The organism is Klenkia sesuvii (assembly GCF_037083825.1).
In the GTDB taxonomy this organism is placed as follows: domain Bacteria; phylum Actinomycetota; class Actinomycetes; order Mycobacteriales; family Geodermatophilaceae; genus Klenkia; species Klenkia sesuvii.
Window position 1 is genome coordinate 119,833 of record NZ_JBAPLU010000001.1, and the last position, 22,995, is coordinate 142,827.

Sequence of the window (22,995 nt, forward strand, 5' to 3'; positions counted from 1 at the left end):
CGCTAACCGCGACTACGCTCCGGGCCGGTGAGCAGCGACCACTCCCGCAAGGCGGTGCTGCCCCCGACCCGCAAGCAGCCCCGGCTGGCCGCCGGTCGCGCCCGCGCGCTGGGCCTGCCCACCCGCGGCACCACGAACGCCAACCGGTTGCGCCGGGTCGACCGCTGGCTGCTGGCCACGCAGGTGCCGCGGCTGCGCGACGCGGCCCGCCCGCTGGTGGTCGACCTCGGCTACGGGGCGTCGGCGGTCACCACGCTGGAGCTGGTCGAGCGGCTGGGTCCTGAGGTCGACGGCCTGGAGGTCGTCGGGTTGGAGATCGACCCCGAGCGGGTGGCCGCCGTCGCCGCCGACCGTGACCCACCGCGGGTGGACTTCCGGGTCGGCGGGTTCGAGCTGGCCGGGCTCTCGCCGGTGCTGGTGCGGGCGTTCAACGTGCTGCGCCAGTACGACGAGGAGTCCGCCGCCCGCGCCTGGACGACGATGTGCGCCGCGCTCGGGCCCGGTGGCCTGCTGGTGGAGGGCACCTGCGACGAGTGGGGGCGGCGCGCCTGCTGGGTGGCCCTGGACGACTCGGGCCCGCTGACCCTGACCCTCGCCGTCCGGCCCTCGGACATCGAGCGCCCCTCGGACCTGGCCGAGCGGTTGCCCAAGTCGCTCATCCACCACAACGTGCCCGGGCAGCCGGTGCACGAGTTCCTCGCCGCCTTCGACGCGTGCTGGGCCGCGGCCGCGGGGCTGTCGACGTTCGGGCCGCGGCAGCGCTGGGCGGCCGCGGCCGAGGCGCTGGCCGGCCAGGGGTGGCCGCTGGTGGGGTCGACCCGGCGGTGGCGGCACGGCGAGGTCACCGTGCGCTGGTCCGCCGTGGCCCCGCACGGCACGAGCACCGCGTGAGCGCCGCACGGGCCCGGGGCGAGCGCACCGTGGGCCGCCGGCGGGCAGCCGAGCCGCCCCCGGCCATGCCCGGGCAGGTCGCCGTCGCCGGCGGGGTCGCCGAGATCCTGGGCGACGCCGACCGCGACCGGTCGTACGTGCTCGTGCTGGACGGGGTGCCGCAGTCGCACGTCGACCTCGACGACCCCGCGCACCTGGAGTTCGAGTACGTGCGCCGCATGGGCCACGTGGTCGACCTCGCCGCCGACGAGGGCGCGCCGCTCGACGTCCTGCACCTCGGCGGCGGCGCGCTCACGCTGCCCCGCTACGTGGCCGTGACCCGGCCCGGTTCGCGGCAGCGCGTCGTCGAGCTCGACGAGCCGCTCACCGAGCTCGTGCGCGAGCACCTGCCCCTGCCCCGCGGCGCCCGGGTCCGGGTGTGCGCCGCCGACGCCCGGGTCGGGTTGGCCGCCGCGCCCGACGACAGCGCGGACGTCGTCCTGGTCGACGTGTTCGCCGGGGCGCGCACCCCGGCGCACCTGACCAGCACCGAGTTCGCCGCCGAGGTGGCGCGCGTGCTGCGGCCGGGCGGGGTGACGGCGTGGAACGTCTCCGACGGCCCGCCGCTGCACTTCCTGCGCACCCAGGCAGCCACGCTGCGGGCGGTCTTCGGGCACGTGCTGCTGGTCGCGGAGCCGGGCACGCTGCGCGGGCGCCGGCACGGCAACACGGTCGCGGTGGCCTCGGACGCCGAGCTGCCGGTGGGCCCGCTGACCCGTCGGTGCGCCGGTGACCCGATGCCCTCGCGGGTCGTCGCCGGGGAGGACCTCGTGGCCTTCGTCGGCACCGCAGCACCGGTGGAGGACGCGAGCGCGGTGCCGTCGCCGGAGCCCCCACCGGGCATCTTCGCCTGATCTCGGCAGGCGGCTGCCAGGGAGCCGCCCTACGGTGCCAGCATGACCTCTCCGGCGCCCCGCAGCTTCTCCCGCGACACCCAGCACAAGGTCATCGCCGGGGTCTGCTCCGGCCTGGCCCGGCGCTTCGGGCTGTCGCGCACCGTCGTCCGGGTGGCGTTCGTCGTGTCGTGCGTGCTGCCCGGCCCGCAGTTCGTCGCCTACCTGCTGCTGTGGCTCGTGATGCCCCGCGGCTGAGCCGCGGGCGTCCTACCAGCTGCTGTTGCCCGACTGCAGGCCGCGCAGGGCCGGCCGGACGTCGACCAGGTAGACGACGATGCCGATGACGGCCGGCAGCCCCAGGAACGACATGACGCCGAACCCGTAGACGACGAGGGTGGCGATGGCGGTGATCGCCACCCAGGCCGGCTTGGACAGCTTGCCGGTGGCCACGTAGCCCGCGGCCGGGCGGATGACGGCGTCGACCGTGGCCCAGGCACCCATGGCCAGCACGGCGTACGTGATCACGAGGAACAGCGCGTTGTCGAAGGCCGGCATGCCGCCAGGGTAGCTCCCGGGGACGCTACAGGGCCCGCAGCGCGGACGCTGCGGGCCCAGCGGCTGGGACGGCCCCGATGCCTCAGCCGGCCGAGGGCGCGTTGCTGCTGGCGGCCGGCGCGTTGCTGCTGGCCGACGGCGCCGAGCTGCGGGCCGAGGGCGCGCTGGCCTTGGCGGGCGCCTTCGCCGGGGTGGCCTTGGCGGCGGTCGTCCGCTTGGCGGGGGTGCGCTTCGCCGGGGACTTCGGGGCGGCGCCCGCGGTGGATCGGACGGCCCGCTTGGCCGACCGGGCCTCGCGGGCCACGTCGCGCTTGGTCTCGGCCACGGCCTTGCTCGTGCGCGCCTTGGCCTTCTGCGCGGCGGAGGTGACCTCGTCGGCGGCGTCGGCGGTCTCGGCCTTCGACTTCTGCGCGGCGGAGGTGACCTCGTCGGCGGTGTCGGCGACGGCCTCGTCAGCGGTGTCGAGCACCCCGTCGACGGCGTCCTGCACGGTCTCGACCCCGCGCTCGGCACGGCTCACGAGCGAGCGGAAGCCGGGCTGGCGCCGCAGGTCCTCGACGACCTCCTCGCCGCGGGCGGCCAGGCCGGCCAGCGTGCTGGTGGCCTGCTCGCGGGCGGCGCCGGCCAGCACCGTGACGGTCCCGCGGACCTCGGCGACGGAGTTCTTGACGGCGTCGGGGCGGGCGGCGCCCTGGGCGCGGTCGGCGGCGACCTCGGCGGTGCTGCGCACCTGGCCGACGGCGGAGAAGGCCTTGTCGCGGGCGGCCTCGGCCCGGGCCCGCGCCTCCTTCACCGCGACCTCGGCCTGCGTCTGGGCCTCACTCGGCAGGGCCTCGGCGCGGTGCAGCACGCCCTCCACGAACGAGCGGGCGCGGTCGACGACGACGTCGCCGGCGCCGATGGCGGCCAGCACACCGGTGCGGCCGGTCTCGGCGACGAGCTCGCGGGCAGACCGGGCGGTCAGCCGGGCGTCGTGGGCGGTGCGCTCGGCGCGCTTGCGGGCGGTCTCCGCGCTCTTCTTGGCGTTGTCCAGGGTGCTCATCGGTGCTCCTCGGGAGTGGGGGTGACGGGGGGAGCGGCCAGCGACTCGTACAGGTCGAGCAGCACGGCCTTGTGCCGCTCGCTGAGCGCCGGGTCCGACCGGATCGCGGCGACCGTGTCCGGCGTGCCGGAGCGGCGGTCGAGGATGCCGGCCTGCTCGTAGAGCGTCTCGGCGGAGATCTTCAGGCCCCGGGCGATCTGGGCGAGGATCTCGGCCGACGGCTTGCGCAGCCCCCGTTCCACCTGCGAGAGGTAGGGGTTGCTGACCCCGGCGGTGCGGGCCAGCTCGCGCAGCGACACCTGGGCGGCGTTGCGCTGGGTGCGGATGAAGTCGCCCACCTGCGAGCTGACCGACGTCGAGACGGTGGAGGCCTCGGCGGCGGCGGACTCGACGGCGCTGGTCACGCTCTCGCGGACCGAGCTGACGATCTCCGACGGGTTCTGCACGCAGTCCATCCTGACGCCTCCTGCTAGCTCTTGCAAGCAGAGAGCTAGCAGTGTGGCGGATGCCTCAGACCGCGGCGCGGACCTCGCCGACCACGCCGTCCCCACCGCTCACCGGGAGGACGGCGAACGGGGCCAGCAGCTGCGCGGGCACGCCCAGCCGGGCCAACCCCGCGCACAGGGCCGGCATGCGCCCGCGGTCACCGCCGTCGTCCAGCTTGAGCGCGACCGCACCGGCACCCGGCAGCGCAGCCACGTGGACACCGTCGGCCCCGCCCTTGACCAGCAGACCGGGCACGGCCCCCATGAGCAGGGTGTCGTCCTTGCCGGTGCCGGCGACCAGCCACGGGTGCGCCCGCACGGCGTCGGCGACGGCCCGGCCGGCAGTGCCCGGCTCGGCCTGCACCAGCGACAGGACACCGCGGGCGAGGGCGGTCACCGACAGCGCGTGCTGCGGCGCGCCGCAGCCGTCGACCACGACGGCGCTCACCGGCTCACCACCGGCCTCGCCCAGCCGGGCCTCGATCGCCTGCTGCAGCGGGTGCGCCCGGTCCAGGTACCCCTGGGTCGGCCAGCCGGCGGCCACGCAGGCCGACAGCATCGCGGCGTGCTTGCCCGAGCAGTTCATCGCCGAGCGCGCCGGGGTCCGGCCCTCGACCAGCCAGGTGGCCTTCTCGCGCTCGTCGGAGGGCAGCGCAGCCGGGCAGCCCAGGTCGTGCTCGGCCAGGCCGGCGGCGGCCAGCATCGACAGGGCCAGCTCGACGTGCCCGGGCTCACCCGAGTGCGAGCCGGCCGCGATGGCCAGCTCCTCGGTGGAGCGGGGCACCCACCCGGCGTCGAGGTAGGCGGTCGCCTGCACCGGCTTGTTCGACGACCGCGGCAGGGTGGGGACGTCGACCGCCCCCACCGCGTGGACGACGGCGCCCGATGCGTCGAGCACCACCAGCGACCCGCGGTGCACCGACTCCAGGAACCCCGACCGGTGCACCTCCACCAGCACGGGGTTGTCCGGGAACGACATCAGGTCCCGATCTCGTGGTTCGGCCCGCTCGCAGGGACCCGCGGCGCGCGGAGCGCGCCGTGGGGGGCGAGGGGGTCCTTCATCAGTGCCGGCCCTCGGCGGCCAGCAGCTGGGCGACGTCGGCCTCGCCGTCGCGGTAGCGGCGGCCCAGCTCGGCGGCGAGCGCGTCCATCACCTGCTGCACGCCGCGGCGCCGCTCGGACAGGCCCCGCTCGCCCTCGGCCAGCGCGCGGGCGGCGGACTCGAGCTGGTCGTCGGGCAGCTCACCGACGTCGGAGAGGTCGACCCCGGGGGCCAGCGAGTTCACCCACTGCTCCAGCTCCGCCGGGTTGCTGGGCTGGACGGTCTGGTGCCGGCCGAGGCCGTGCGCCGGGCCGCGCCCCTTCTCCGCCAGGATCTCGGGCAGCAGGTCGACCAGGGAGCGGCCGTCGTGCTCGGCGCGGCGCTGCAGCTCGCGGCGCACGATGTCCAGCCGGCCCTGCAGCAGGCGCCGGGTGTAGGAGAGGTCGACCTCGCTCTGCTCGGCCTGCCGGCGCAGCCCGCGCACGTCGAGCATCGGGCGCCGTTCGACGCCGTCGAGGAACGCGGGGTCGAGCAGGGTGTCGACGGCGGTGCCGCCGGCCGCGGTGGTGGTCATCGGGGTGCCTCCAGGGGTGCTGGCTGGGACGGGTGGATGCCCAGCAGCTCGCGGGCCTCGGTGGTGGTCAGGGCGGGGCGCTGGGCGATGCGGGCCAGACCGGCCGCGCGGGCGACCAGCTGCGCGTTGTCGCGCACGGGCTCGCCGGGGGCGTAGGTGAGCGTGTCCTCCATGCCCACCCGCAGGTGACCGCCCGCGCTGAGCGCGGCCAGCATCACCGGCAGGGAGGTGCGACCCACCCCGGTGGCCGCGAAGGTCCAGCCGGGTTCGATCGCGGGCAGGCAGGCGGCCAGTGCGCCGGTGGTGCCGGGCATGCCGCCGGGCACGCCCATGACGAGGTCGACGTGCACGTGGCCGCCGTGCGGGGGGCCGTGCCGGTCGAGCAGCCGGGACAGGGTGGCCAGGTGGCCGAGGTCGAAGGCCTCGTACTCGGGCACGATGCCGCGGTCACGCATCTGGGTGTGCAGCTCGACGATCAGGTCCCACGGGTTGTTGAAGACGTCGCGGCCGAAGTTGACCGTGCCCAGCGACAGCGACGCGGCGTCCGGCTGCGCGTCGAGGACGGCGACCCGGTCGGGCAGCGGGTCGGTGACCGCCCCGCCCGAGGAGAGCTGGACGACGAGGTCGGTGGACTCGCGGACCGCGGTGACCACCTCCCGGACCCTTGCCAGGTCCAGCGTCGGCCGGGTGTCCAGGTCGCGGACGTGCAGGTGGACGACGGCGGCACCGAGGGCCTCGCAGTCGCGCGCGGTGGACACGACCTCCTCGACGCTCACCGGCAGCGCGGGGACGTCGGCCTTCGCCGACTCCGCCCCGGTGGGGGCGAGGGTGATCAGGGTCCCCGTCGTCACCGGCCGATCGTCGCAGACCGGACGGCCCGCACGCGCTCCCGGGCCGCCAGGACCGTGTCGTCGGTGGCGACCACGAGGTCGTCGGGGTCGACGACGACCACCGACTCCCCCGCCCGCAGCTCGGGCAGGGGTTCCTTCTCCAGCGTCGCCGACTTGACCAACGCCAGCCCGACCACCCCCAGCTCGTGGTGCCGGACGACGGTGCCCAGCCGACCCACCTCGCGGGTGCCGGCGGTGACCGGCGTGCCCGGCGGGGGCAGCTGCTCGCTCATGCCGTCCAGGTGCACCAGGACCAACCGGCGCGGGGGCCGACCCAGGTTGTGCACCCGGGCGACGGTCTCCTGCCCCCGGTAGCAGCCCTTCTCCAGGTGCACGGCGGTGGACAGCCAGGGCGTCTCGTTGGGGATGGTGCGGTGGTCGGAGTCGGTGCCCACCCGCGGCCGGTGCGCCTCGACGGCGAGCGCACCCAGCGCGTCGACCCCGGCCAGCACCGCACCGACGGCCAGCAGGGCATCGGCGCGGGCGGCCAGCTCGGCGCGGGGCACCAGCAGGTCGACGGTCGGCACGCCGTCGCCGAGGGCGGGCATGCGCCGCACCCACCCGCCGACGGCCGCCCGCACCTCGTACGGCTCGGCCGGCACGGGGAGCCCGGCAGCGGCCAGGACCTCGTCGGTGCGCGGCCCGACCAGGGTGAGCACCGCCCACGCGTCGGTCACCAGCGCCGGTTCCACCCGCAGCATGAAGCGCATGCGGTCCAGCCAGCCGGCCAGGTCGGCACCCGCGCCCGGCTCGGTGTCCAGCCAGGTGGTGCCGGCGAGGTCGGCGACCACGACGTGGTGCTCGACGTGGCCCTGCGGGGACAGCACCAGCGTCTCGGCGCCCGAGCCGTCGGCCAGCCGGTCGAGGTGCTGGCTGGTCAGGCTGTGCAGCCAGGACAGCCGGTCGGGACCGGGGACGGCGACGACGTCGCGGTCGCTGCGGTCGACCAGCACGACCGCCTCGGCCGCGCGGCGCTGCTCGGGCAGCGGTTCGCCGTAGTGTGCGGCGACGGAACCGCCCTCCACGGCGACCGCACCCGGACGGGACAGCAGCGGGGACGTCACGACTCCTCCTGACCGGCCCCGCGGCAGTCCCGGCACGTCCCGGACAGCGCCACGTGGCCCACGTCCAGGCTGTAACCGAGGTCGGCGGCCAGACGTTCCGCGACGCCGTCCATCACCGCCGGGTCGACCGAGTCGATGCGGCCGCACACCGAGCAGACGACGTGCAGGTGCGGGTGCTGGGCGGCGTGGTAGACCGGCGCGCCCTTGCCCAGGTGGGTGTGCCAGACCAGGTTGAGCTTCTCGAGCAGCTCCAGGTTGCGGTAGACCGTCGAGGTGTCGGGCGCGGCGCCGCCGGGGCCGGCCTGCTCGCGCAACCAGGAGCCGATCTCCTCCGGGGTGCCGTGCTCGAGCGCGCCGACCGCCTCGAGGACCCGCTGCCGCTGGGTGGTCAGGCGCAGCCCGCGGGAGCGCAGCTGCTGGGCCAGGGGCAGGGCGTCCGCACCGGCCGGGGGCTCGTGGACGTGGTCGGGCACGGTCTCGAGCCTAGGGGTGCTGCTGCCCCGCGTCCCACCACCGCAGCACCCGCTCGCCACCCAGGGTCAGCCACCGCGACGGCTCGCCCTCGGGCACGTCGACGTCGAACCACACCGCGCCGCGCTCGACCGGCCCCTGCCGCCACCGCCCGTCGGCCCCGCGACCGGCCCGCAACCGGTCGACGGCCTCCGCGGCCCGCGGGTCGGGGGCGGTGCCGTCGTGCAGCCCGGCCAGGCGCAGGTGCTCGAGCACCCGCAGGACGTCGTACCGCCAACGCGACGGGGCGACCGGCGGTGTGGTGCAGGCGTCGAGCAGCTCGCCGTCCGAGCGGTGGAGCAGGTGCCGGGCGAGCAGGTGCTCCTCGCCGCGGTGCCGGGCCGCGCGCAGCGCGTCGTCCCCACCGGTGGCGATCTCGTGGGCCAGCAGCCCGCGCACGGCGTTCAGCGTGGAGTGCACCGACGAGACCGTCGAGCCCTCGACCCACGCGCAGTTCCAGCCGCCGTCGGCGAGCTGGTGCTCGGGGAACCAGTGCGCGAGGTCCTCGACGTCGACGCCGAGCCACACGCCGTTGGCCAGCGTGGTCGCGTTGATGCAGACGTCGACCTCGCCGCCCCAGTAGGGCAGGTCGTCGTACTCCCAGCGGCAGCCGGCGGCCAGACGCTCGGCGGTGTCTCCGAGCGCGGTGGGGTCGCACCCCCACTCCCGCAGCGCGGTGAGCGACCAGGTGGTCGCCGTCCAGGGCTGGCCCTCGCCCTCGGGCCAGGTGGGGTCGCCGTCCGGGCGGGGGAAGTAGGCGCCGCCGGCCCACTGGCCGTCGGGGTCCTGGTGGGCCAGCAGCCGGGCCCCGAACCCCTCGGTGGCGACCCTGGCGCGGGTCGCCTGCCAGACCTCGGGCGGTGCGTCGAGCAGGTCGCGTTCGACCTGCCAGCGCAGCGCCGGGTCGCCGTCGAGCAGCCAGGTCAGGACGTCGTCCGCCATGCTGGGAACCTAGCGCGCTCCTAGGGTCGAGCCGTGTTCTTCTTCTTCGGGTTCGGCAGCAAGCAGAAGGACCTCGGGCCCGGCTCCACCCGCACCTGCCCGCGCTGCGGCAACACCACCGTGTGGGCGCGGGTGGAGCGGTACTCGCAGTTCACCGTCTTCTTCGTGCCGCTGCTGCGCTGGAAGCGGCAGCAGCTCGAGGTCTGCACGATCTGCGGCACCGCGGTGCAGGTGTGAGGCAGGCTGGGTCGGTGGACGACCAGCGGGCAGTGGCGGTCTGGCGGGACGGCGCGGCGGTGCGGGTGCCGGCCGACCAGCCGGTGGTGACGGCGTTCGACGCCGGACTGGCCCGCGGCGACGGCGTGTTCGAGTCGGTGCTGGTCGACGGCGGCGCCACCCCGCGGCTGGGTGACCACCTGGTGCGGTTGCAGCGTTCGACCCGGCTGCTCGACCTGCCCCCGGTGCCCGACGACGCGTGGCGCGAGCTGGTCGCGGCGGCCACCGAGGGCTGGCCGGCCGACGTCGAGGGCGTGTGCCGGTTGTTCCTGACCCGCGGCGACGGTGCCGCCCCGACCGCGCTGGCCCTGCTGGCCCCCGTCGGCGAGGACGTGCTGCGCCAGCGGCGGGACGGCGTCCGCGTGGTCGCCCTGACCTACGGGCTCGCCGCCGACGTGCGGGCTGGTGCGCCCTGGCTGCTCGGCGGGGCGAAGACGCTCTCGTACGCGGTCAACATGGCGGCGCAGCGGCACGCGCACGCGGTCGGCGCCGACGACGTGGTGTTCACCTCCGCCGAGGGCCAGCTGCTCGAGGGCCCGACGTCCACGGTCGTGTGGGCGTCCGGCGGCACGCTGCACACCCCGCCGGCCGACCTCGGCATCCTCGCCGGCACCACGCAGGCCCGGCTGTTCTCCGCCGCCGAGACCGACGGCTGGCCCACCGCGGTCACCCCGGGCACGGTCGCCGACCTGCACGCCGCCGACGCCGTCTGGCTGCTGTCGGGCATCCGCGGCGCGGCGCGCGTGACCTCCCTGGACGGCGTGGCCCGCGACGACGCCGGCCTGACCGCCCGCGTGCAGGACCTCCTCGCCCGGCCGTGACCGCCCGAGGACGCCGTCGTCGTGGCCCACCGTGACGCCTCTCCTGGGTGGGCACGGACGGTCCTCCGGCGGTCGCGACGTCCGGCACCCCTGCGGCTCAGGTCCTGTCCGCGCCCGTGAGGTGGCGGCCGTCATCGGGCACATGTACCTGGCCAGGCGCCGTCGTGTTCGCGACGATCATCCGGTAGCAGGGCGTTCGGGGTCCCTGGATGTCTGAACACCCTGAGCGGGGCGTCGGCGGACGCGTGTCAGGTCGAGTCGGCATCACGCACCGACGGGCTCTCGCCCGGAGCGGACGGGTCAGGTCAGCAGCGGGCCGAGGATGATCTCGGTTCCGTCGGGGCGGTAGGTGCGCCAGCGCTCGCCGGGTGGAGCCCCGTCGTCCCGCTCGACCCGGAACCCGTGGTGCACCTTCGTGTGGTGGCGTTCGCAGAGCAGCGCCGAGTTGTCGAGGCTGGTGTCGCCCTGGTCAAGCGCCCACTCGGCCAGGTGGTGCACGTCGCACCAGTGCGTCGGGTTGTCGCACCCGGCGAACACGCAGTGGCCGTCGCGCTGCTCGACCGCGCGGCGGATGTGCGGCGGAACCACGCGCTTGGTGCGCCCGACGTCCAACGGCAGCCCATCGGGTCCCATCACGATGCGGGTGACCGTCGAGTCGCAGGCGACCCAGCGCGCCCGGGCGGCCGAGACCCGTGCACCGAAGCCGGTGGCAGCCGCGTCGTGGCCGGTGGCGGGGTCCACCAGGTCCTCGAGGTCGACCGTCACCACCACGTGCGGCTTCACGGTGCGCAGCAGCGGCAGCCCGCCGGCGGCCAGGGTGTTGTCGGCCCACTGCACCAGCGCGTCGCCCTGCTGCTGCGCCCGGGTGCGGAGGTCACCGCGCGGCCGGTCTGCCTGCACCATCGACTCGATCACCGCAGCGACTCGTTCGAAGCCGACCGCATCGAGGTCGAACCGACCCGACCCGCTGCCGTCGTCGTGCCGGGTCATCGTCAGGCGGCGGCGCTCGGTGGGGTCGGGTTCGGGGCCGTCGGGGTCCAGCGCGTTGCGGAACGCCTGCACCGCCGTGCCCAGCTTCGCGTGCGGCAGCGTGCGGGCGACCGCGGTCCAGGCCTCGTCGAACGCGCCGAGGTCGACGTCCTGCTCCTCGGCTGCGGCGACGTCGCAGGGCCGCAGGCCGTCGGCGACCACGCCCACCTGGGCGGCGGTCACCGTCCCCTCGGCGAAGGCGGACCCGAGCCGGGGCAGGTGCTCCAGCACGCGGCCGGCCCGGACGACGGCTGCCGCCGCACTCGCCGAGTAGTGGTGGTGCCCACGCAGCAGCGACTGCATGGTGCGCAGTCCGTCGTGCTCGGCCGCACCGACCACGTCGGCGTGCCGCACCGTGCGCACGAGTTCGGCCTGGAGGCGGTTGATGGTCTGCACGATGTCGGCGGTGCGGTCGAGGAGCTGGCCCTCACGCAGCTCGTGCAGGTCATCGGCGGCGAGCGCCTCGACGGCCGAGCGCAGCTCGCTCATCGACCACCCCTCCCGCTCGAACACCTGTACGAATTCTACCGGGCCGACTGCGGCGCCTGCAAGCCGAAATGCCAGGTCAGAGCGGCACTGAACCCGGAGAACCCAGTCCGCCGGCCTACGGCACGCGAGCCGGATCAGCCACCTCCGGATCGCCGTCCCGCCCGACGACCGAGCGGAGCAGCCGACGCTGCCAGGGAGCACTCGACGCGCTCGGGGTCGTGGCCGCACCCGCGGGTAGACTGGGGTGAGGTGCGCCGGGAAGTCTGGTCGGCAGTTCCGCAACCGACCCCTGGAGCCGCTTCCGTGTCGAGTCCTACCCGCCTGTTCGCCCGCGGCACCTACGGCGAGGCCACCCGCATCGCCGCACTGCTGCGCAAGGAGACGGTCGGCGGCGTCCTGCTGATCATCGGCGCAGCCGTCGCGCTCGTCTGGGCGAACACCCCCTGGGCGGACTTCTACGAGGGGCTGCGCGACACCGTGGTCGGCCCGGCCTCGCTGCACCTGGACCTCTCGCTGGGCACCTGGGCCGCCGACGGGCTGCTGGCGATCTTCTTCTTCGTGGCCGGGCTCGAGCTCAAGCGCGAGTTCGTCGCGGGGGACCTGCGCGACCCACGCAAGGCCGCACTGCCCGTCGCGGCGGCGGTCGGCGGCATGGCGGTCCCGGCGATCATCTACACGGTCATCAACCTCGGCAGCGAGGACGGCCTCACCGGCTGGGCGATCCCCACCGCCACCGACATCGCCTTCGCCCTGGCCGTGCTGGCCGTCATCAGCACGCACCTGCCCGCGGCCCTGCGCACCTTCCTGCTCACGCTGGCCATCGTCGACGACCTGCTGGCCATCACGATCATCGCGATCTTCTACACCTCGTCGCTGTCGCTGGGCCCGCTCGCCCTCGCCCTCGTCCCGCTCGCGCTGTTCGGGTTCTGCGTGCAGAAGCGCATCCGCTCGTGGTGGATCCTGCTGCCGCTGGCGGCGGTGACCTGGGTGCTGGTGCACGAGTCGGGGGTGCACGCGACCGTCGCCGGTGTGCTGCTGGCCTTCACCGTGCCCGTCGTGCGCAGCCAGGCCGCCGGCGGCCCCGACGCCGGTCCGGGGCTGGCCGAGCACTTCGAGCACCGCATCCGGCCGATCTCCGCCGGCATCGCCGTCCCGGTGTTCGCGTTCTTCTCCGCCGGCGTCACCGTCGGCGGCCTGTCCGGCCTGGGCGCCTCGCTCACCGACTCGGTGGCCGTCGGCATCGTCGCCGGGCTCGTCGTGGGCAAGGCCGTCGGCATCACGGGCGCCACCTGGCTGGTCAGCCGGTTCACCCGGGCCCAGCTCGACACCGACCTGCGCTGGCCCGATGTCGTCGGGCTGTCGTTGCTGGCCGGCATCGGCTTCACCGTCTCGCTGCTCATCGGCGAGCTGGCCTTCGGCGCGGGGTCGCTGCGCGACGAGCACGTCAAGGTCGGCGTGCTCACCGGCACCCTCATCGCCGCGTTGCTGGCCACCGCCGTGCTCAAGCCCCGCGACCGCACCTACCGCCGCATCGCCGAGGCCGAGGCCCGCGACGACGACGGCGACGGCATCCCCGACGTCTACCAGGAGCAGGGCCGCGCGGTGGACCAGACCTCGCCCCGCGAGACGGTCGACGAGGCCTCCCGGCGCCGCCGCGCCACCGAGCCGGAGGGCTGAGAAAAGGGCGTTGCGGGGGCGGCCGCACGAGTCGTACCGTGGCCGCACACGAGAGAGGAGGTGGTCCGAACAATTGATGTCGTTCAGGACTCGTGAGGTGGCTGTCCGCTAGCCGCCGTCCAGATGGGCCGCCCGCTCGGCACCGGTGAGACCCCGGTCCGACGCGCGTGGCATCGCCCGTCCGTCGCACGGCGGCGAGCGAGAACCGGACAGTCACCCGACCCCCGGGCCGCCGACCCAGTCCAGTCGGCCCGCCCCCCGTCAGAAGTGCTCATCGAGCCGACGGGGATGGCGGAGCAGCCCGGGGGTTGTCCTGTCCCGGGGCCGGTCAGGCCATGAACCGGCGGGCAGCCACCACCCCGGCGGGCAGGTCGGCCCGCAGCGGCCCGACGACGTCGGCCAGCCCGCCGACCGTCAGGCGCGGACCAGCCAGGGCCAGCGCGGCCACCGCCGGCCACGGCGGGCGCCACCCACCCAGCCCCTGGTCGTCGGCGACGCCCTCCAGGTAGGCGTCGACGACGCCGTACAGCTGCCCGGCGTCGACCGGCAACCCGGCCACACCGCCACCGGGCAGGGCACCGGCCGCGCGCCACCAGACCGCGCCGTCCCACCCCAGCACGAACGAGACCTCGCCGGCGTCGGCCCGCAACGGCGGCAACCACCAGTCAGGGGCCCCGGCGACCAGCTCACCGGACGGGGCGCCGTCGGGACGCCGGGTCAGCCGCGCCCGGTTGCCGCCGCCGTCGTCCCAGACCCACGTGTCCCTGCCGACGGCGTGGGCGACGGCGGGGAACCCCAGCGCGGTGGTCACCGCCGCCACCGCGGCCCAGCGCCCGCGCAGGACCTCCAACGACGGCAGGTCCACGGCGACGAGCTCGTCAGCGGGCACTGCGGGACGATAGCCGTCATGGACCCCGCCGCCGTCGAGACCAGGGTGACCACCGTGCTCGGCGCCTGGGCCGCCGGGTCGGTGATCGTCGGCGCCGCGCTGCCGACCTCCCCGCGCCTGCGGGGGTTCGGCCGGCAGACCGCCGCGTGGGGGGCCGTCGACGGCGCGATCGCCGCGGTGGGCACCCGCAACCGCCGCCGACGGGGCCCGACCGACCCGGCGCGGCTGCGACGCGTGCTGGTGGTGAACGCGGTCCTCGACGTCGGCTACGTGGCCGCCGGGCTCGTGCTGCTGCGGGGCACCCCATGGACGACCGACCGCTGGCGGGGCGACGGCGCGGCCGTGGTCGTGCAGGGGACCTTCCTGCTCGCCCTCGACGCCACGGCCGCCGCCGCACTGCGGCCCGCTCTGCTCAGAGGCGACTGAGCTCGTCGGCCAGGTCGTCGAGGCCCAGCGACCCCTGCGACAGCGCCGCCATGTGCCACGCCTTCAGGTCGAAGGCGTCACCGCGAGCGGCCTGGGCCGCCGCGCGACCCTCGAGCCAGGCCCGCTCGCCCAGCTTGTAGCTGATCGCCTGCCCGGGCATGCCCAGGTAGCGCACCAGCTCGCTGTCCAGGAAGGCCGCGTCACGCCCGCAGTACTCGCCGAAGAAGGCCCTGGCCAGCTCCGGGGTCCACGGCTGGCCCCGGTGGTCGGCCAGCGCACCGTCGGCGTCGCCGGGGATCGGCAGCTCGAGGTGCATGCCGATGTCGACGACCACGCGCACCGCCCGCATCTGCTGGGCGTCGAGGTAACCCAGGCGCGCGCCCGGGTCGGTGAGGAAGCCCAGCTCGTCCATCAACCTCTCGGCGTAGAGCGCCCAGCCCTCGAGGTTGGCGCTCACCCCGCCGACCGCGGTCTGGAACACCGAGAGCTGGTCGGACACCAGCACCCACTGGGCCAGCTGCAGGTGGTGGCCCGGGACGCCCTCGTGGTACCAGGTGGAGACCAGGTCCCACAGCGGGAACCTGGTCTTGCCCAGCGTCGGCAGCCAGGTGCGGCCCGGCCGCCCGAAGTCGAGCGAGGGCCGGCTGTAGTACGGCGCGGCGGCGCTGCCGGGCGGGGCGATCATCGCCTCGACCCGCCTGATCGGCTCGGCGATGTCGAAGTGCGTGCCGTCGAGGGAGGCGATCGCGTCGTCCATCATCTGCTGCAGACGGAGCCGGATCTCCTCGACACCCTCCACGGCCTCGCCGTGCTCACCCAGCCAGCGCATGGCCTGCATCGGCGTGGCCCCGGGCAGCACGAGCTCGGCGGCGGCCCGCTGCTCCTCGCGGATGCGGCGGTGCTCGGCCCAGCCCCAGGCGTAGGCGTCCTCCAAGCCGGTGCCCCGGCCCAGGTCGCTGCCGTTCCACCGGCGGGCGAACCGGGCGTAGCGCTCGCGGCCCACCGCGTCGGGGGTGCCCTGCGCCTGCGGGAGGTAGGTGTCGCGCAGGAAGTCGCGGACCTCCACGACCGCGGCGTCGGCCGCGGCGGCCGCGGCGTCCAGCTCGGCCCGCAGGCCCTCGGGGCCGGGGGCGACGACCCCGGCGAAGTAGGGCCCTGAGGACCACTCGTCGAGCTGGCCGACGACAGTCTCGACCTGCCGCGGGGCGGCGAACAGCCCCCGGGACGCACCCTCGGCGAGGGTGGCGAGGTACCCGCGGTAGGCCTCGGGCACGCGGGCGAGTCGGCGGCCCAGCACCGCCCAGTCGTCGTCGGTGGTCAGCGGCATCATCGTGAACACCTGGCGCACCGAGTGCACCGGGGAGAACAGGTTGGACAGCTCGCGCAGACCCTCGCCGGCGTCGTGCAGGTCGAGCGAGGCGGTCAGCCGCTCCCGCAGCAGCCGCGCGCAGCGGAACTCGACGGGGTCCTCGGCCAGCGCCGGGTCGGCGGCCAGCACCCGGTCGAGCTCGGCCAGGGTGTCGCGCTCGAGCTGGGCGGCGGCTGCCAGACCGGCCGGCGAGAGGTCGGGCAGCCGGTCGTCGCCGGGGCGGGTGCCCAGCGCCGTGCCGGCGATCGGGTCGAGGTCGCAGAGCGCGTCGACGTAGGCGTCGGCCACCTCGCGCGGGGTGGCCGGGCGGGACGGTCGCTGCGGGCCCGTGGTGCTCATCGGATCCTCTCCAGACGCGCGGACATCACCGGGCGCAGCTGGCCGTCGGGGCCGGCCCGGTCGACGGCGTACATGAGCGCGCCGTCGACGACGCCGTAGAGCCGCACCGCCTTGGTGGTGTCGGGGTGGTCGGGGGTGCGGGCCAGCACGTCGCTGGTCAGCTCCCAGCTGGTGGTGGTGCGGGCGGTGCCCACGTAGATCTCGACGAGGCCCTCGGGGTGGGCGACCAGCAGCTCGACGTCGTCCTCGCCCCGGGGACGCCAGAACCCGGACTCGCGGACGTCGGGGGCGCCCACCGCGCCCTCGGCGGTGATCTGCCAGGTGTGCGACTCGTAGGCCAGGAAGTCCCGGCCGTCGTGGGCGAACCGCACCCACTGACCGAACCGCTGGTCGCCGTCGGGGCCGACGAGCACCCCCTCGCCGTGCCACTCGCCCAGCAGCGGCAGCACCGAGAGCAGCTCGTGGGCCACCTCGGGGCCGGTACGGACGTCGGTGGTCTCCTCGACCGGGAGCACGGTGCGGCCGTCGGCGGGCTGCTCGGGCAGCCCGGCGGGCGTCGGGTTCGTCATCGCCGGACCCCCGTGCGCTCGCGGCGGGTCAACCGGGCCGCCCCGGCCGCGCTCCACAGCGCGGCGAGTGCGGCCAGGGTGACGAGAACCCAGGCAAGGACCAGACCCATGCCCGCCACGGTAACGAGGGGGTCCGACACCGGCGCGCGTCAGCGGGGGCCCGGCCGGCGGCCCACCCCGCGGCTCAGACGGCGACGACGCCGGCGGTCGCCCGGCAGACCTCGTCCCAGGCCGTGGGCTCGATGCCGAAGGTCGTGGTGGTCCCCGACCCGTCGACCACGAACTCGGCGTCCCACTGGTGCCGGATGGCCACCAGCTCGCGCATCTGCGGGACGGCCACGCCCAGCGTCCTCAGCAGCGGCCAGGGCAGCCCCGACACCCGGGCCGGGCGGGCCCCCATCGCGGCGGCGACGTCGGTCAGCACCTGGCGCTGGCTGCGCGGCGGCGTGCTGGGCACCACCCACGGCCGGCCCCAGGCCCGGGGGTCGGTGCCCAGGACGGCCAGCACGCGGCCCACGTCGGGCAGGTACGCCCAGCTGTGCGCCACGTCGGGGTCGCCGACCACCCAGGCCCGTCGGCCGCGGCGGAGGGTCTGCAGCTGCCGGGTGACGTGGGAGTGCGCCGCCGGCACCGTCGGGCCGATGAAGTCGGCGGCACGCGCCTCCGCGACCCGGACGCGGCCCGCGTCGTGGGCGGCGAGCATGTCGGTCCACACCCGGGCCCGCACCCGGCCCTTGGTGTCGGTGGCCGCCAGCGGGCTGTCGGCCGTCATGGGTCCGGTGGGCCGGCCGTGCACGTACAGGTTGCCCATGGCGACGAGCACCGCACCGGAGCGCTCGGCCGCCGTCAGCAGGGCAGCGGCCATCGGGGGCCAGTCGGCGGCCCACCGGTGGTAGGCGGGGTTCACCGCGTTGTAGATCGCGTCGGCCCCCCGTGCGGCCTCGGCCAGCGCGCGGGGGTCCCCGGCCTCCACCCTGCGGTGCTCGACGTCGGCCGTCGACGTCCCTCCGCTGCGCGACAGCACGCGCACCCGGTGCCCCCCGGCCAGCAGCTCGTCGGCCACGGCCGACCCGACTGGGCCCTTGCCCACCACCACGTGCAGTCCCACGACTCCTCCTCGGTTTCGACGAGAGCACCGCTCTCGTCGACTGAGCATGGGCGGATGGCAATGGCCTGTCAAGAGCACTGCTCTCGTTCCAGATCGGTGGTACCGTCCGGGTCGTGGTGAGCACCGCGAGGGAACGTGCCCGGGCCGCGCTGACCGAGGAGATCCTGGCGTCCGCGCGCACGCAGCTGGCCACCGTCGGGGCCGCCGCCCTCTCGCTGCGCGCGGTGGCCCGGGACCTGGGCATGGCCTCCTCGGCGCTCTACCGCTACTTCCCCAGCCGCGACGACCTGCTCACCCGGCTGATCCAGGAGGGCTACGACGCCCTGGGCGCGGCCGCCGAGGAGGCCGACGACCCCGCCCAGCAGCCACGGGCCCGGTGGCACGCCGTGTGCGCCGCCATCCGGGCGTGGGCCCGGGCGAACCCGCACGAGTGGGCTCTGCTGTACGGGTCGCCGGTGCCCGGCTACGCGGCGCCGGCCGACACGGTGCCCGCGGCGGCCCGGGTGGGGGTCGTGCTCGGCGGCATCCTGGGTGACGCGGCCCGGGCCGGCCTGCTGCCGCCACCGGAGGGGCGGCGCACCCACCTGGTGCTCCCCGCGGCGACGGCCGTGCTGGGGGGCGACCACCCCGCCCTCGACGACGCCACCCGCGCCCGGGCGCTGATGACCTGGAGCGCGGTCCACGGGATGGTCAGCTTCGAGCTGTTCGGCCACTTCGTCGGCTCCGTGGCCGACGGGGACGCGTTCTTCACCGAGCAGGTCGGCGAACTGGCCGACCTGCTCGGGCTGTGACAGGTCCTCCTACGCAGAAGTCCGTCCTCCGCCACCGGACCTGGTGGCGGAGGACGGACTCGTGAGGTGCTGGAACGGCCTGGCTGCAGGGTCCCGCGGCGTGCGGAGCGCGTCGTGGGGGGCAGTCAGGTCCTTCCTCAGGCGATGGCGAGGGTGGTCTCGTTCAGGCCGACCTCTGCGCTCAGCACCCGCTCGGCGCGGCCGACCGGGGCCAACGACCGCAGCTTCCACTCACCCGGCGCGGCGAAGAACCGGAACTCCCCCTCGGGCGAGGTGACGACCTCCGCGGTGAACTCGTCGGAGGAGTCGAGCAGCCGCACGTAGGCGCCGGCGACCGGCGACCCGTCGTGCCAGACCGACCCCTGGATCACCGTCTGGGTGGTCAGGTCGACACCGGCCAGCGCGCCACCCTGCTTCGGGGCCCCGCACACGGTCAGGCCCCCTTGGCGATCGGGACGCCGACCAGCGAGCCGTACTCGGTCCACGAACCGTCGTAGTTCTTGACGTCGTCGTGGCCGAGCAGCTCGCGCAGCACGAACCAGGTGTGGCTCGAGCGCTCGCCGATGCGGCAGTAGGCGATGGTCTCCTTCGAGCCGTCGAAGCCGGCGTCGGCGTACAGCGCGGCCAGCTCCTCGTCGCTCTTGAAGGTGCCGTCCTCGTTCGCGGCCTTGCTCCACGGCACGTTCACGGCCGAGGGGATGTGGCCGGGGCGCTGCGCACCCTCCTGCGGCAGGTGCGCGGGGGCGACCAGCTTGCCGGCGAACTCGTCGGGGCTGCGCACGTCGACCAGGTTCTTGGTGTCGATGGCGGCCACCACCTCGTCGCGGAACGCGCGGATCGAGGTGTCGGGCTCCTGCGCGGTGTACTGGGTGGCGGGGCGGGTGACCTCGGCGTCGGAGAGCGGGCGGCTGTCCAGCTCCCACTTCTTGCGGCCACCGTCGACCAGCTTGACGTCGGCGTGGCCGTAGAGCTTGAAGTACCAGTAGGCGTAGGCGGCGAACCAGTTGTTGTTGCCGCCGTAGAGCACGACCGTGTCGTCGTTGCTGATGCCCTTGGCCGACAGCAGAGCCTCGAACTGCTCCTTGTCCACGAAGTCGCGGCGCAGCGGGTCCTGGAGGTCGGTCTTCCAGTCCAGCTTCACCGCACCCTCGAGGTGGCCCTTGTCGTAGGCGCTGGTGTCCTCGTCGACCTCGACGAAGACCAGGCCGGCGTCGCCCAGGTGCTCCTGGGCCCAGTCGGCGCTGACGAGCACGTCGGCACGGCTCATGGTGGTTCCTCCTGTGGTGGGGGTCAGTGGGTACGAGCGGGACGGGCCCGCCGGACGAGCAGGTAGAGCTCGCAGCCGAGGCAGAAGCCGGCGGCTGCGTTGAGCAGGGCGGCCACCAGGGCCAGCCCGGTCGCGACGGCACCGACGAGCGGTGCGCCGGCCAGGTAGCCGAGGGTGCCGACGAGGGCGAAGCCGAACCCGACGAGCTGGGCGAACCGGGGCGGCGCCTCGTCCTCCCGCTCGGTGACCGGGCCCAGCCGGGGGGCGACGAGGGTGCGGAAGAGCACGCCGTAGGGGGCGTACCGCAGCCCGGCGAACGCACCGACGGCGAAGACCACCGCCTGGACGGCGAGCAGCCAGCCGCTGCCGGTGAGCAGGACGACGGCGAGCACGACGGTGGTGACCCAGGCGCCGAAGCGCGGGCCACGGACGTCGACCTGACGGGTGGGTGTCACGGGGTGGGGGCCTTCCGAGGAGCGGGGTGAGGGCTCGTCGAGGCGGGGAGTCAGCCTCGGAACTCGGACCGACACAGGCAGCTGCCCAGGCGGCACAGGTCGACTGTGCGTCGCTGAGTCAGCAGGGTGCCCACGGCGGGGAGGGTAGCAACACCCATCACACGGGCCCCGCCGCCGGTGCGTGCGCGGCCACCAGCGCCCGCAGCTCGTCGGGCCGGGGCGCACCGCTGCTGCGGCCCAGCAGCGCACCGCTGCGGTCGAGGTAGAACAGCGTGGGGGTGCGCCGGACGTCGAGCGCGCGCACGGCGTCCAGCTCGCTCTCGGCGTCGACGTGCACCGCGGCCAACCCCGGGTGCCGGGTCCCCAGCTGCGCCAACCGGGCCGTGGTGGCCCGGCAGGGCGCGCAGAACGCGGTGGCGAACTGCACCACCGTCAGGTCGGCGTCCTCGGGCCGCACACCCAGGGAGCGCAGCACCTCGACCTCCGGGGAGTCCCCCGTCATGCCCTCCCCCGTCGTCCGCACGGCACCGCTGCGGGTGCGCAGCCACCAGCCGGCCACCCCTGCCACGAGCAGGGCGAGGCCGAGCACGATCGCACCGGTCGCATCCACGTCACCACCCAACACGACCGAGACGGTGGGGATTCCCTACTGCAGGACGACGTCGGTGGCCGCCACCGTCAGGTCGACGCCGCCGTCGGTGACCTGCAGGCCGGTCAGCTGCAGACCGAAGGGCAGCGCGGGCAGCGGGTAGCGGAACTCCAGCAGCTCCTGCGCCTGCTCCAGCACGAACTGCGGGACGTCGATGCCGGCCCCCGACGCGGAGTCGACGTCGACCACGAGGTCCTGCCCGTCCAGGGACACGGTGCCCGCGGCCGTGAGCGGGATCGTCTGCCCCAGCAGCTCGACGGTCTTGGTGATGCGCAGCCCGTCGCCCTCCCGGGTGAGCGTCGTGTCCCCGCCGAGCTGGTCGGCCAGCAGCGAGAGCGGCACCGAGGCCTGCCCGTCGACCCGGTCGACCGGCAGCTGGGACACCCGTCCGCCCAGCACGTCCGACAGCGGCAGCTGCACCCCCTGCAGCGAGACGTCGGCGGTCGTGCCGGCGGGCTGACCCAGCTCGTCGGCGGTCAGCGCGATGCGCACGTCGTCGTAGCGCCCGGCGACGGCCTGGGTGAGGAACGGGAACCCGGTGATGTCGACGTCGGGTTCGCCGGCCAACCCGCCCTGCTGCGCGACCTGGGCGGCGACCTGGTCCTCGGCGACCAGCACGCCGACGCGGTCGGCGGCCACGAGCAGCACCAGCAGCACCCCGAGGGTGATCAGCAGACCTTTCACCGGGCCCACTCTCCCAGGGCTACAGGCTGGTCTGCAGCGCCAGGAAGTAGGCGACCGGTGCGGCGGCGGCGAACGGGAGGACGGCCTGCACCACCGGCAGGGCCCAGCCCCGCCGGGGACGCTCGGCCACGACGTAGGACGCGCCGACCGCCACCAGCACCGCGACGCCGGCGATCGCGGCGCCGTACGTCGCCGCCGACAGCGCGTCGAGGAGGTCGCCGGGCCGACGGCGGAGGAGCGCGGTGCCCACCCCGGCGAGGACGGCGAGCACCAGGCCGGTCAGCCCACGGGGCACGCCCGCCGCGACCGAGGGCCGGGGCAGGACCAGGTCGACGAGGTGCCCGACCAGCAGGGCGGCGCCCACGACGAGCACCGCCGACGTCGCCAGCCGCGGCCCGTCGGGCGTGCGCCCCAGCGCCAGCAGCAGGGCCAGGGCCACCACCGCGCACAGCAGCAGCAGCACGCCGGCCAGGGAGGCGACGAGGTAGCGGCGCGGGGCCGGGCGGGCCATCTGGTGCACCACCGACAGCAGGAACCCCGGTCCGAGGACGAGCAGGAGCACGCCCAGGTCGGGGCGGTCGGGCAGGCCCAGCAGCAGGTCGGCGCCGACCGCGGCCAGCACTCCGACGCCGATGGAGCCGGCCAGACCGCGGATCCCGGTGGCCAGCACCCACGCCGCCACCAGCGCGACCTGCAGCACGAGCACGCCGGCCAGCAACCCCGCGTGCCCGGCCAGCAGCGGCAGCCCGGCCAGCGCCGCGGTGCCGACGACGACCGCGCCGGCGGCCGGCAGGTGGTGGACGGGCGGCGGGAGCACCTGCGTCGAGGTCGGGCCGGTCATCGGCCCGGGCGCGCGGCGGCGGGGGCGGGGATCACCGGGCCATGTTCGCAGAGCCGGCCGCGGCCGACGGTGTCCCGCGCCCAGCGACCGATGCGCTCGGCCAGTGGCGCGGTCATGCCGTTCTCGGCGTGCCCCATGCCGGGCACCACCCACACGGTGGCGGCGGGCCCGGCCGCCTGCGCGAGCGTGCGGAAGTGCTCGAGCGGGAAGTAGGTGTCGCGGTCGCCGTGCACCAGCAGCAGCGGCGTGGGCGCGATCGCGCTGACCAGCTGGACCGGGGCCGGCGGGTTGCTCGGCCACGGCGGGGCCAGGCGGACTCCCATGACCCGCGCCCCGAGCCGGCGACCGACCGTCGTCTCCAGCAGCCAGTGCACGCGGCGCATGGGCACCGTGTCGCGCAGGCCCCGGTGCAGGGGCCCGCCGCGAGCCTGCGAGTGGTGGGGGGG

At 75.5% G+C, this 22,995-nt stretch carries 29 protein-coding genes; 8 read left to right on the forward strand and 21 right to left on the reverse strand.

Annotated features, from left to right (window positions below; all coding sequences use genetic code 11):
- The first annotated feature begins 27 nt into the window (after positions 1 to 27).
- The 3 genes from TEK04_RS00590 to TEK04_RS00600 are packed head-to-tail and all read left to right on the forward strand — an operon-like array spanning position 28 to position 2,021.
- A complete protein-coding gene (locus TEK04_RS00590) occupies positions 28 to 891 on the forward strand; it encodes a class I SAM-dependent methyltransferase (protein ID WP_336402340.1) in 864 nt (287 codons plus the stop codon).
- Positions 888 to 1,784, forward strand: a complete 897-nt coding sequence (locus TEK04_RS00595) for a spermidine synthase (protein ID WP_336402341.1) — start codon at positions 888 to 890, stop codon at positions 1,782 to 1,784. Before TEK04_RS00590 ends, TEK04_RS00595 begins: the two co-directional genes overlap by 4 nt.
- A 42-nt stretch (positions 1,785 to 1,826) precedes the next feature.
- Positions 1,827 to 2,021, forward strand: coding sequence for a PspC domain-containing protein (locus TEK04_RS00600; protein WP_336402342.1), 195 nt, complete (start codon positions 1,827 to 1,829; stop codon positions 2,019 to 2,021).
- A 12-nt stretch (positions 2,022 to 2,033) separates the two neighbouring features.
- Here TEK04_RS00600 and TEK04_RS00605 read toward each other — a convergent pair whose 3' ends face one another.
- From TEK04_RS00605 to TEK04_RS00645, 9 genes are all read right to left on the reverse strand, one after another.
- On the reverse strand, positions 2,034 to 2,321 hold the full coding sequence (locus tag TEK04_RS00605; protein ID WP_336402343.1) for a DUF2516 family protein: 288 nt from the start codon (positions 2,319 to 2,321) through the stop codon (positions 2,034 to 2,036).
- A gap of 82 nt (positions 2,322 to 2,403) precedes the next feature.
- Entirely contained in the window at positions 2,404 to 3,363 is a 960-nt protein-coding gene (locus TEK04_RS00610; protein WP_336402344.1) for a hypothetical protein, read from the reverse strand.
- A complete protein-coding gene (locus tag TEK04_RS00615) occupies positions 3,360 to 3,809 on the reverse strand; it encodes a helix-turn-helix domain-containing protein (protein ID WP_336402345.1) in 450 nt (149 codons plus the stop codon). Before TEK04_RS00615 ends, TEK04_RS00610 begins: the two co-directional genes overlap by 4 nt.
- 64 nt (positions 3,810 to 3,873) lie before the next feature.
- A complete protein-coding gene (locus tag TEK04_RS00620; RefSeq protein ID WP_336402346.1) occupies positions 3,874 to 4,827 on the reverse strand; it encodes an asparaginase in 954 nt (317 codons plus the stop codon).
- A gap of 82 nt (positions 4,828 to 4,909) precedes the next feature.
- Positions 4,910 to 5,464, reverse strand: coding sequence for an RsiG family protein (locus TEK04_RS00625; RefSeq protein ID WP_336402347.1), 555 nt, complete (start codon positions 5,462 to 5,464; stop codon positions 4,910 to 4,912).
- On the reverse strand, positions 5,461 to 6,315 hold the full coding sequence (locus TEK04_RS00630; RefSeq protein WP_336402348.1) for a beta-keto acid cleavage family enzyme: 855 nt from the start codon (positions 6,313 to 6,315) through the stop codon (positions 5,461 to 5,463). The genes TEK04_RS00625 and TEK04_RS00630 overlap by 4 nt, the downstream gene beginning before the upstream one ends.
- Complete coding sequence (gene ygfZ / locus TEK04_RS00635) at positions 6,312 to 7,418, reverse strand: CAF17-like 4Fe-4S cluster assembly/insertion protein YgfZ (RefSeq protein ID WP_336402349.1); 1,107 nt, start codon at positions 7,416 to 7,418, stop codon at positions 6,312 to 6,314. The genes TEK04_RS00630 and ygfZ overlap by 4 nt, the downstream gene beginning before the upstream one ends.
- On the reverse strand, positions 7,415 to 7,891 hold the full coding sequence (locus TEK04_RS00640; protein ID WP_336402350.1) for a Fur family transcriptional regulator: 477 nt from the start codon (positions 7,889 to 7,891) through the stop codon (positions 7,415 to 7,417). Before TEK04_RS00640 ends, ygfZ begins: the two co-directional genes overlap by 4 nt.
- Positions 7,892 to 7,901: 10 nt before the next feature.
- Positions 7,902 to 8,870 (reverse strand): squalene cyclase, encoded by a 969-nt coding sequence (locus TEK04_RS00645; protein WP_336402351.1) that lies wholly within the window; start codon positions 8,868 to 8,870, stop codon positions 7,902 to 7,904.
- A gap of 33 nt (positions 8,871 to 8,903) precedes the next feature.
- On the opposite strand from TEK04_RS00645, the gene TEK04_RS00650 reads away from it, so the two are divergent.
- Positions 8,904 to 9,107 carry a zinc-ribbon domain-containing protein gene (locus TEK04_RS00650; RefSeq protein WP_336402352.1) on the forward strand — a complete coding sequence of 68 codons (204 nt, stop codon included), beginning with the start codon at positions 8,904 to 8,906 and terminating at the stop codon, positions 9,105 to 9,107.
- A gap of 14 nt (positions 9,108 to 9,121) precedes the next feature.
- Positions 9,122 to 9,967: an aminodeoxychorismate lyase gene (locus TEK04_RS00655; protein ID WP_336402353.1), complete on the forward strand. Its 846-nt coding sequence runs from the start codon at positions 9,122 to 9,124 to the stop codon at positions 9,965 to 9,967.
- 300 nt (positions 9,968 to 10,267) lie between these two features.
- On the opposite strand, the gene TEK04_RS00660 is transcribed toward TEK04_RS00655, so the two are convergent.
- Complete coding sequence (locus tag TEK04_RS00660; protein WP_336402354.1) at positions 10,268 to 11,509, reverse strand: HNH endonuclease signature motif containing protein; 1,242 nt, start codon at positions 11,507 to 11,509, stop codon at positions 10,268 to 10,270.
- A 279-nt stretch (positions 11,510 to 11,788) separates the two neighbouring features.
- Here TEK04_RS00660 and nhaA point away from each other — a divergent pair, with 279 nt between their 5' ends.
- Entirely contained in the window at positions 11,789 to 13,162 is a 1,374-nt protein-coding gene (gene nhaA / locus TEK04_RS00665) for a Na+/H+ antiporter NhaA (protein ID WP_336402355.1), read from the forward strand.
- Positions 13,163 to 13,490: 328 nt separating this feature from the next.
- Here nhaA and TEK04_RS00670 read toward each other — a convergent pair whose 3' ends face one another.
- A complete protein-coding gene (locus tag TEK04_RS00670) occupies positions 13,491 to 14,051 on the reverse strand; it encodes a hypothetical protein (protein ID WP_336402356.1) in 561 nt (186 codons plus the stop codon).
- 18 nt (positions 14,052 to 14,069) lie between these two features.
- On the opposite strand from TEK04_RS00670, the gene TEK04_RS00675 reads away from it, so the two are divergent.
- Complete coding sequence (locus TEK04_RS00675; protein WP_336402357.1) at positions 14,070 to 14,477, forward strand: DUF6992 family protein; 408 nt, start codon at positions 14,070 to 14,072, stop codon at positions 14,475 to 14,477.
- On the opposite strand, the gene TEK04_RS00680 is transcribed toward TEK04_RS00675, so the two are convergent.
- From TEK04_RS00680 to TEK04_RS00690, 3 genes are all read right to left on the reverse strand, one after another.
- Positions 14,464 to 16,185 (reverse strand): DUF885 domain-containing protein, encoded by a 1,722-nt coding sequence (locus TEK04_RS00680; protein ID WP_336402358.1) that lies wholly within the window; start codon positions 16,183 to 16,185, stop codon positions 14,464 to 14,466. The two genes, TEK04_RS00675 and TEK04_RS00680, sit on opposite strands and share 14 nt — an antisense overlap.
- A complete protein-coding gene (locus TEK04_RS00685) occupies positions 16,182 to 16,754 on the reverse strand; it encodes a heme-binding beta-barrel domain-containing protein (protein WP_336402359.1) in 573 nt (190 codons plus the stop codon). The genes TEK04_RS00680 and TEK04_RS00685 overlap by 4 nt, the downstream gene beginning before the upstream one ends.
- Positions 16,755 to 16,938: 184 nt before the next feature.
- A complete protein-coding gene (locus tag TEK04_RS00690; RefSeq protein WP_336402360.1) occupies positions 16,939 to 17,862 on the reverse strand; it encodes an NAD-dependent epimerase/dehydratase family protein in 924 nt (307 codons plus the stop codon).
- 113 nt (positions 17,863 to 17,975) lie between these two features.
- Here TEK04_RS00690 and TEK04_RS00695 point away from each other — a divergent pair, with 113 nt between their 5' ends.
- Positions 17,976 to 18,653, forward strand: coding sequence for a TetR/AcrR family transcriptional regulator (locus tag TEK04_RS00695; protein WP_336402361.1), 678 nt, complete (start codon positions 17,976 to 17,978; stop codon positions 18,651 to 18,653).
- A gap of 137 nt (positions 18,654 to 18,790) precedes the next feature.
- Here TEK04_RS00695 and TEK04_RS00700 read toward each other — a convergent pair whose 3' ends face one another.
- From TEK04_RS00700 to TEK04_RS00730, 7 genes are all read right to left on the reverse strand, one after another.
- Positions 18,791 to 19,084, reverse strand: a complete 294-nt coding sequence (locus TEK04_RS00700) for a DUF1416 domain-containing protein (protein ID WP_336402362.1) — start codon at positions 19,082 to 19,084, stop codon at positions 18,791 to 18,793.
- Positions 19,085 to 19,086: 2 nt separating this feature from the next.
- Positions 19,087 to 19,920: a sulfurtransferase gene (locus TEK04_RS00705; protein ID WP_336402364.1), complete on the reverse strand. Its 834-nt coding sequence runs from the start codon at positions 19,918 to 19,920 to the stop codon at positions 19,087 to 19,089.
- A 23-nt stretch (positions 19,921 to 19,943) separates the two neighbouring features.
- On the reverse strand, positions 19,944 to 20,375 hold the full coding sequence (locus TEK04_RS00710) for a DUF4395 domain-containing protein (RefSeq protein ID WP_336402365.1): 432 nt from the start codon (positions 20,373 to 20,375) through the stop codon (positions 19,944 to 19,946).
- Positions 20,376 to 20,532: 157 nt separating this feature from the next.
- A complete protein-coding gene (locus TEK04_RS00715) occupies positions 20,533 to 20,985 on the reverse strand; it encodes a thioredoxin family protein (RefSeq protein WP_336402366.1) in 453 nt (150 codons plus the stop codon).
- A gap of 36 nt (positions 20,986 to 21,021) precedes the next feature.
- On the reverse strand, positions 21,022 to 21,708 hold the full coding sequence (locus TEK04_RS00720) for an LmeA family phospholipid-binding protein (RefSeq protein ID WP_336402367.1): 687 nt from the start codon (positions 21,706 to 21,708) through the stop codon (positions 21,022 to 21,024).
- A 19-nt stretch (positions 21,709 to 21,727) separates the two neighbouring features.
- Positions 21,728 to 22,549, reverse strand: coding sequence for a hypothetical protein (locus tag TEK04_RS00725; RefSeq protein WP_336402369.1), 822 nt, complete (start codon positions 22,547 to 22,549; stop codon positions 21,728 to 21,730).
- Positions 22,546 to 22,932, reverse strand: coding sequence for an alpha/beta hydrolase (locus TEK04_RS00730; RefSeq protein ID WP_336402370.1), 387 nt, complete (start codon positions 22,930 to 22,932; stop codon positions 22,546 to 22,548). The genes TEK04_RS00725 and TEK04_RS00730 overlap by 4 nt, the downstream gene beginning before the upstream one ends.
- Positions 22,933 to 22,995: the final 63 nt, after the last annotated feature.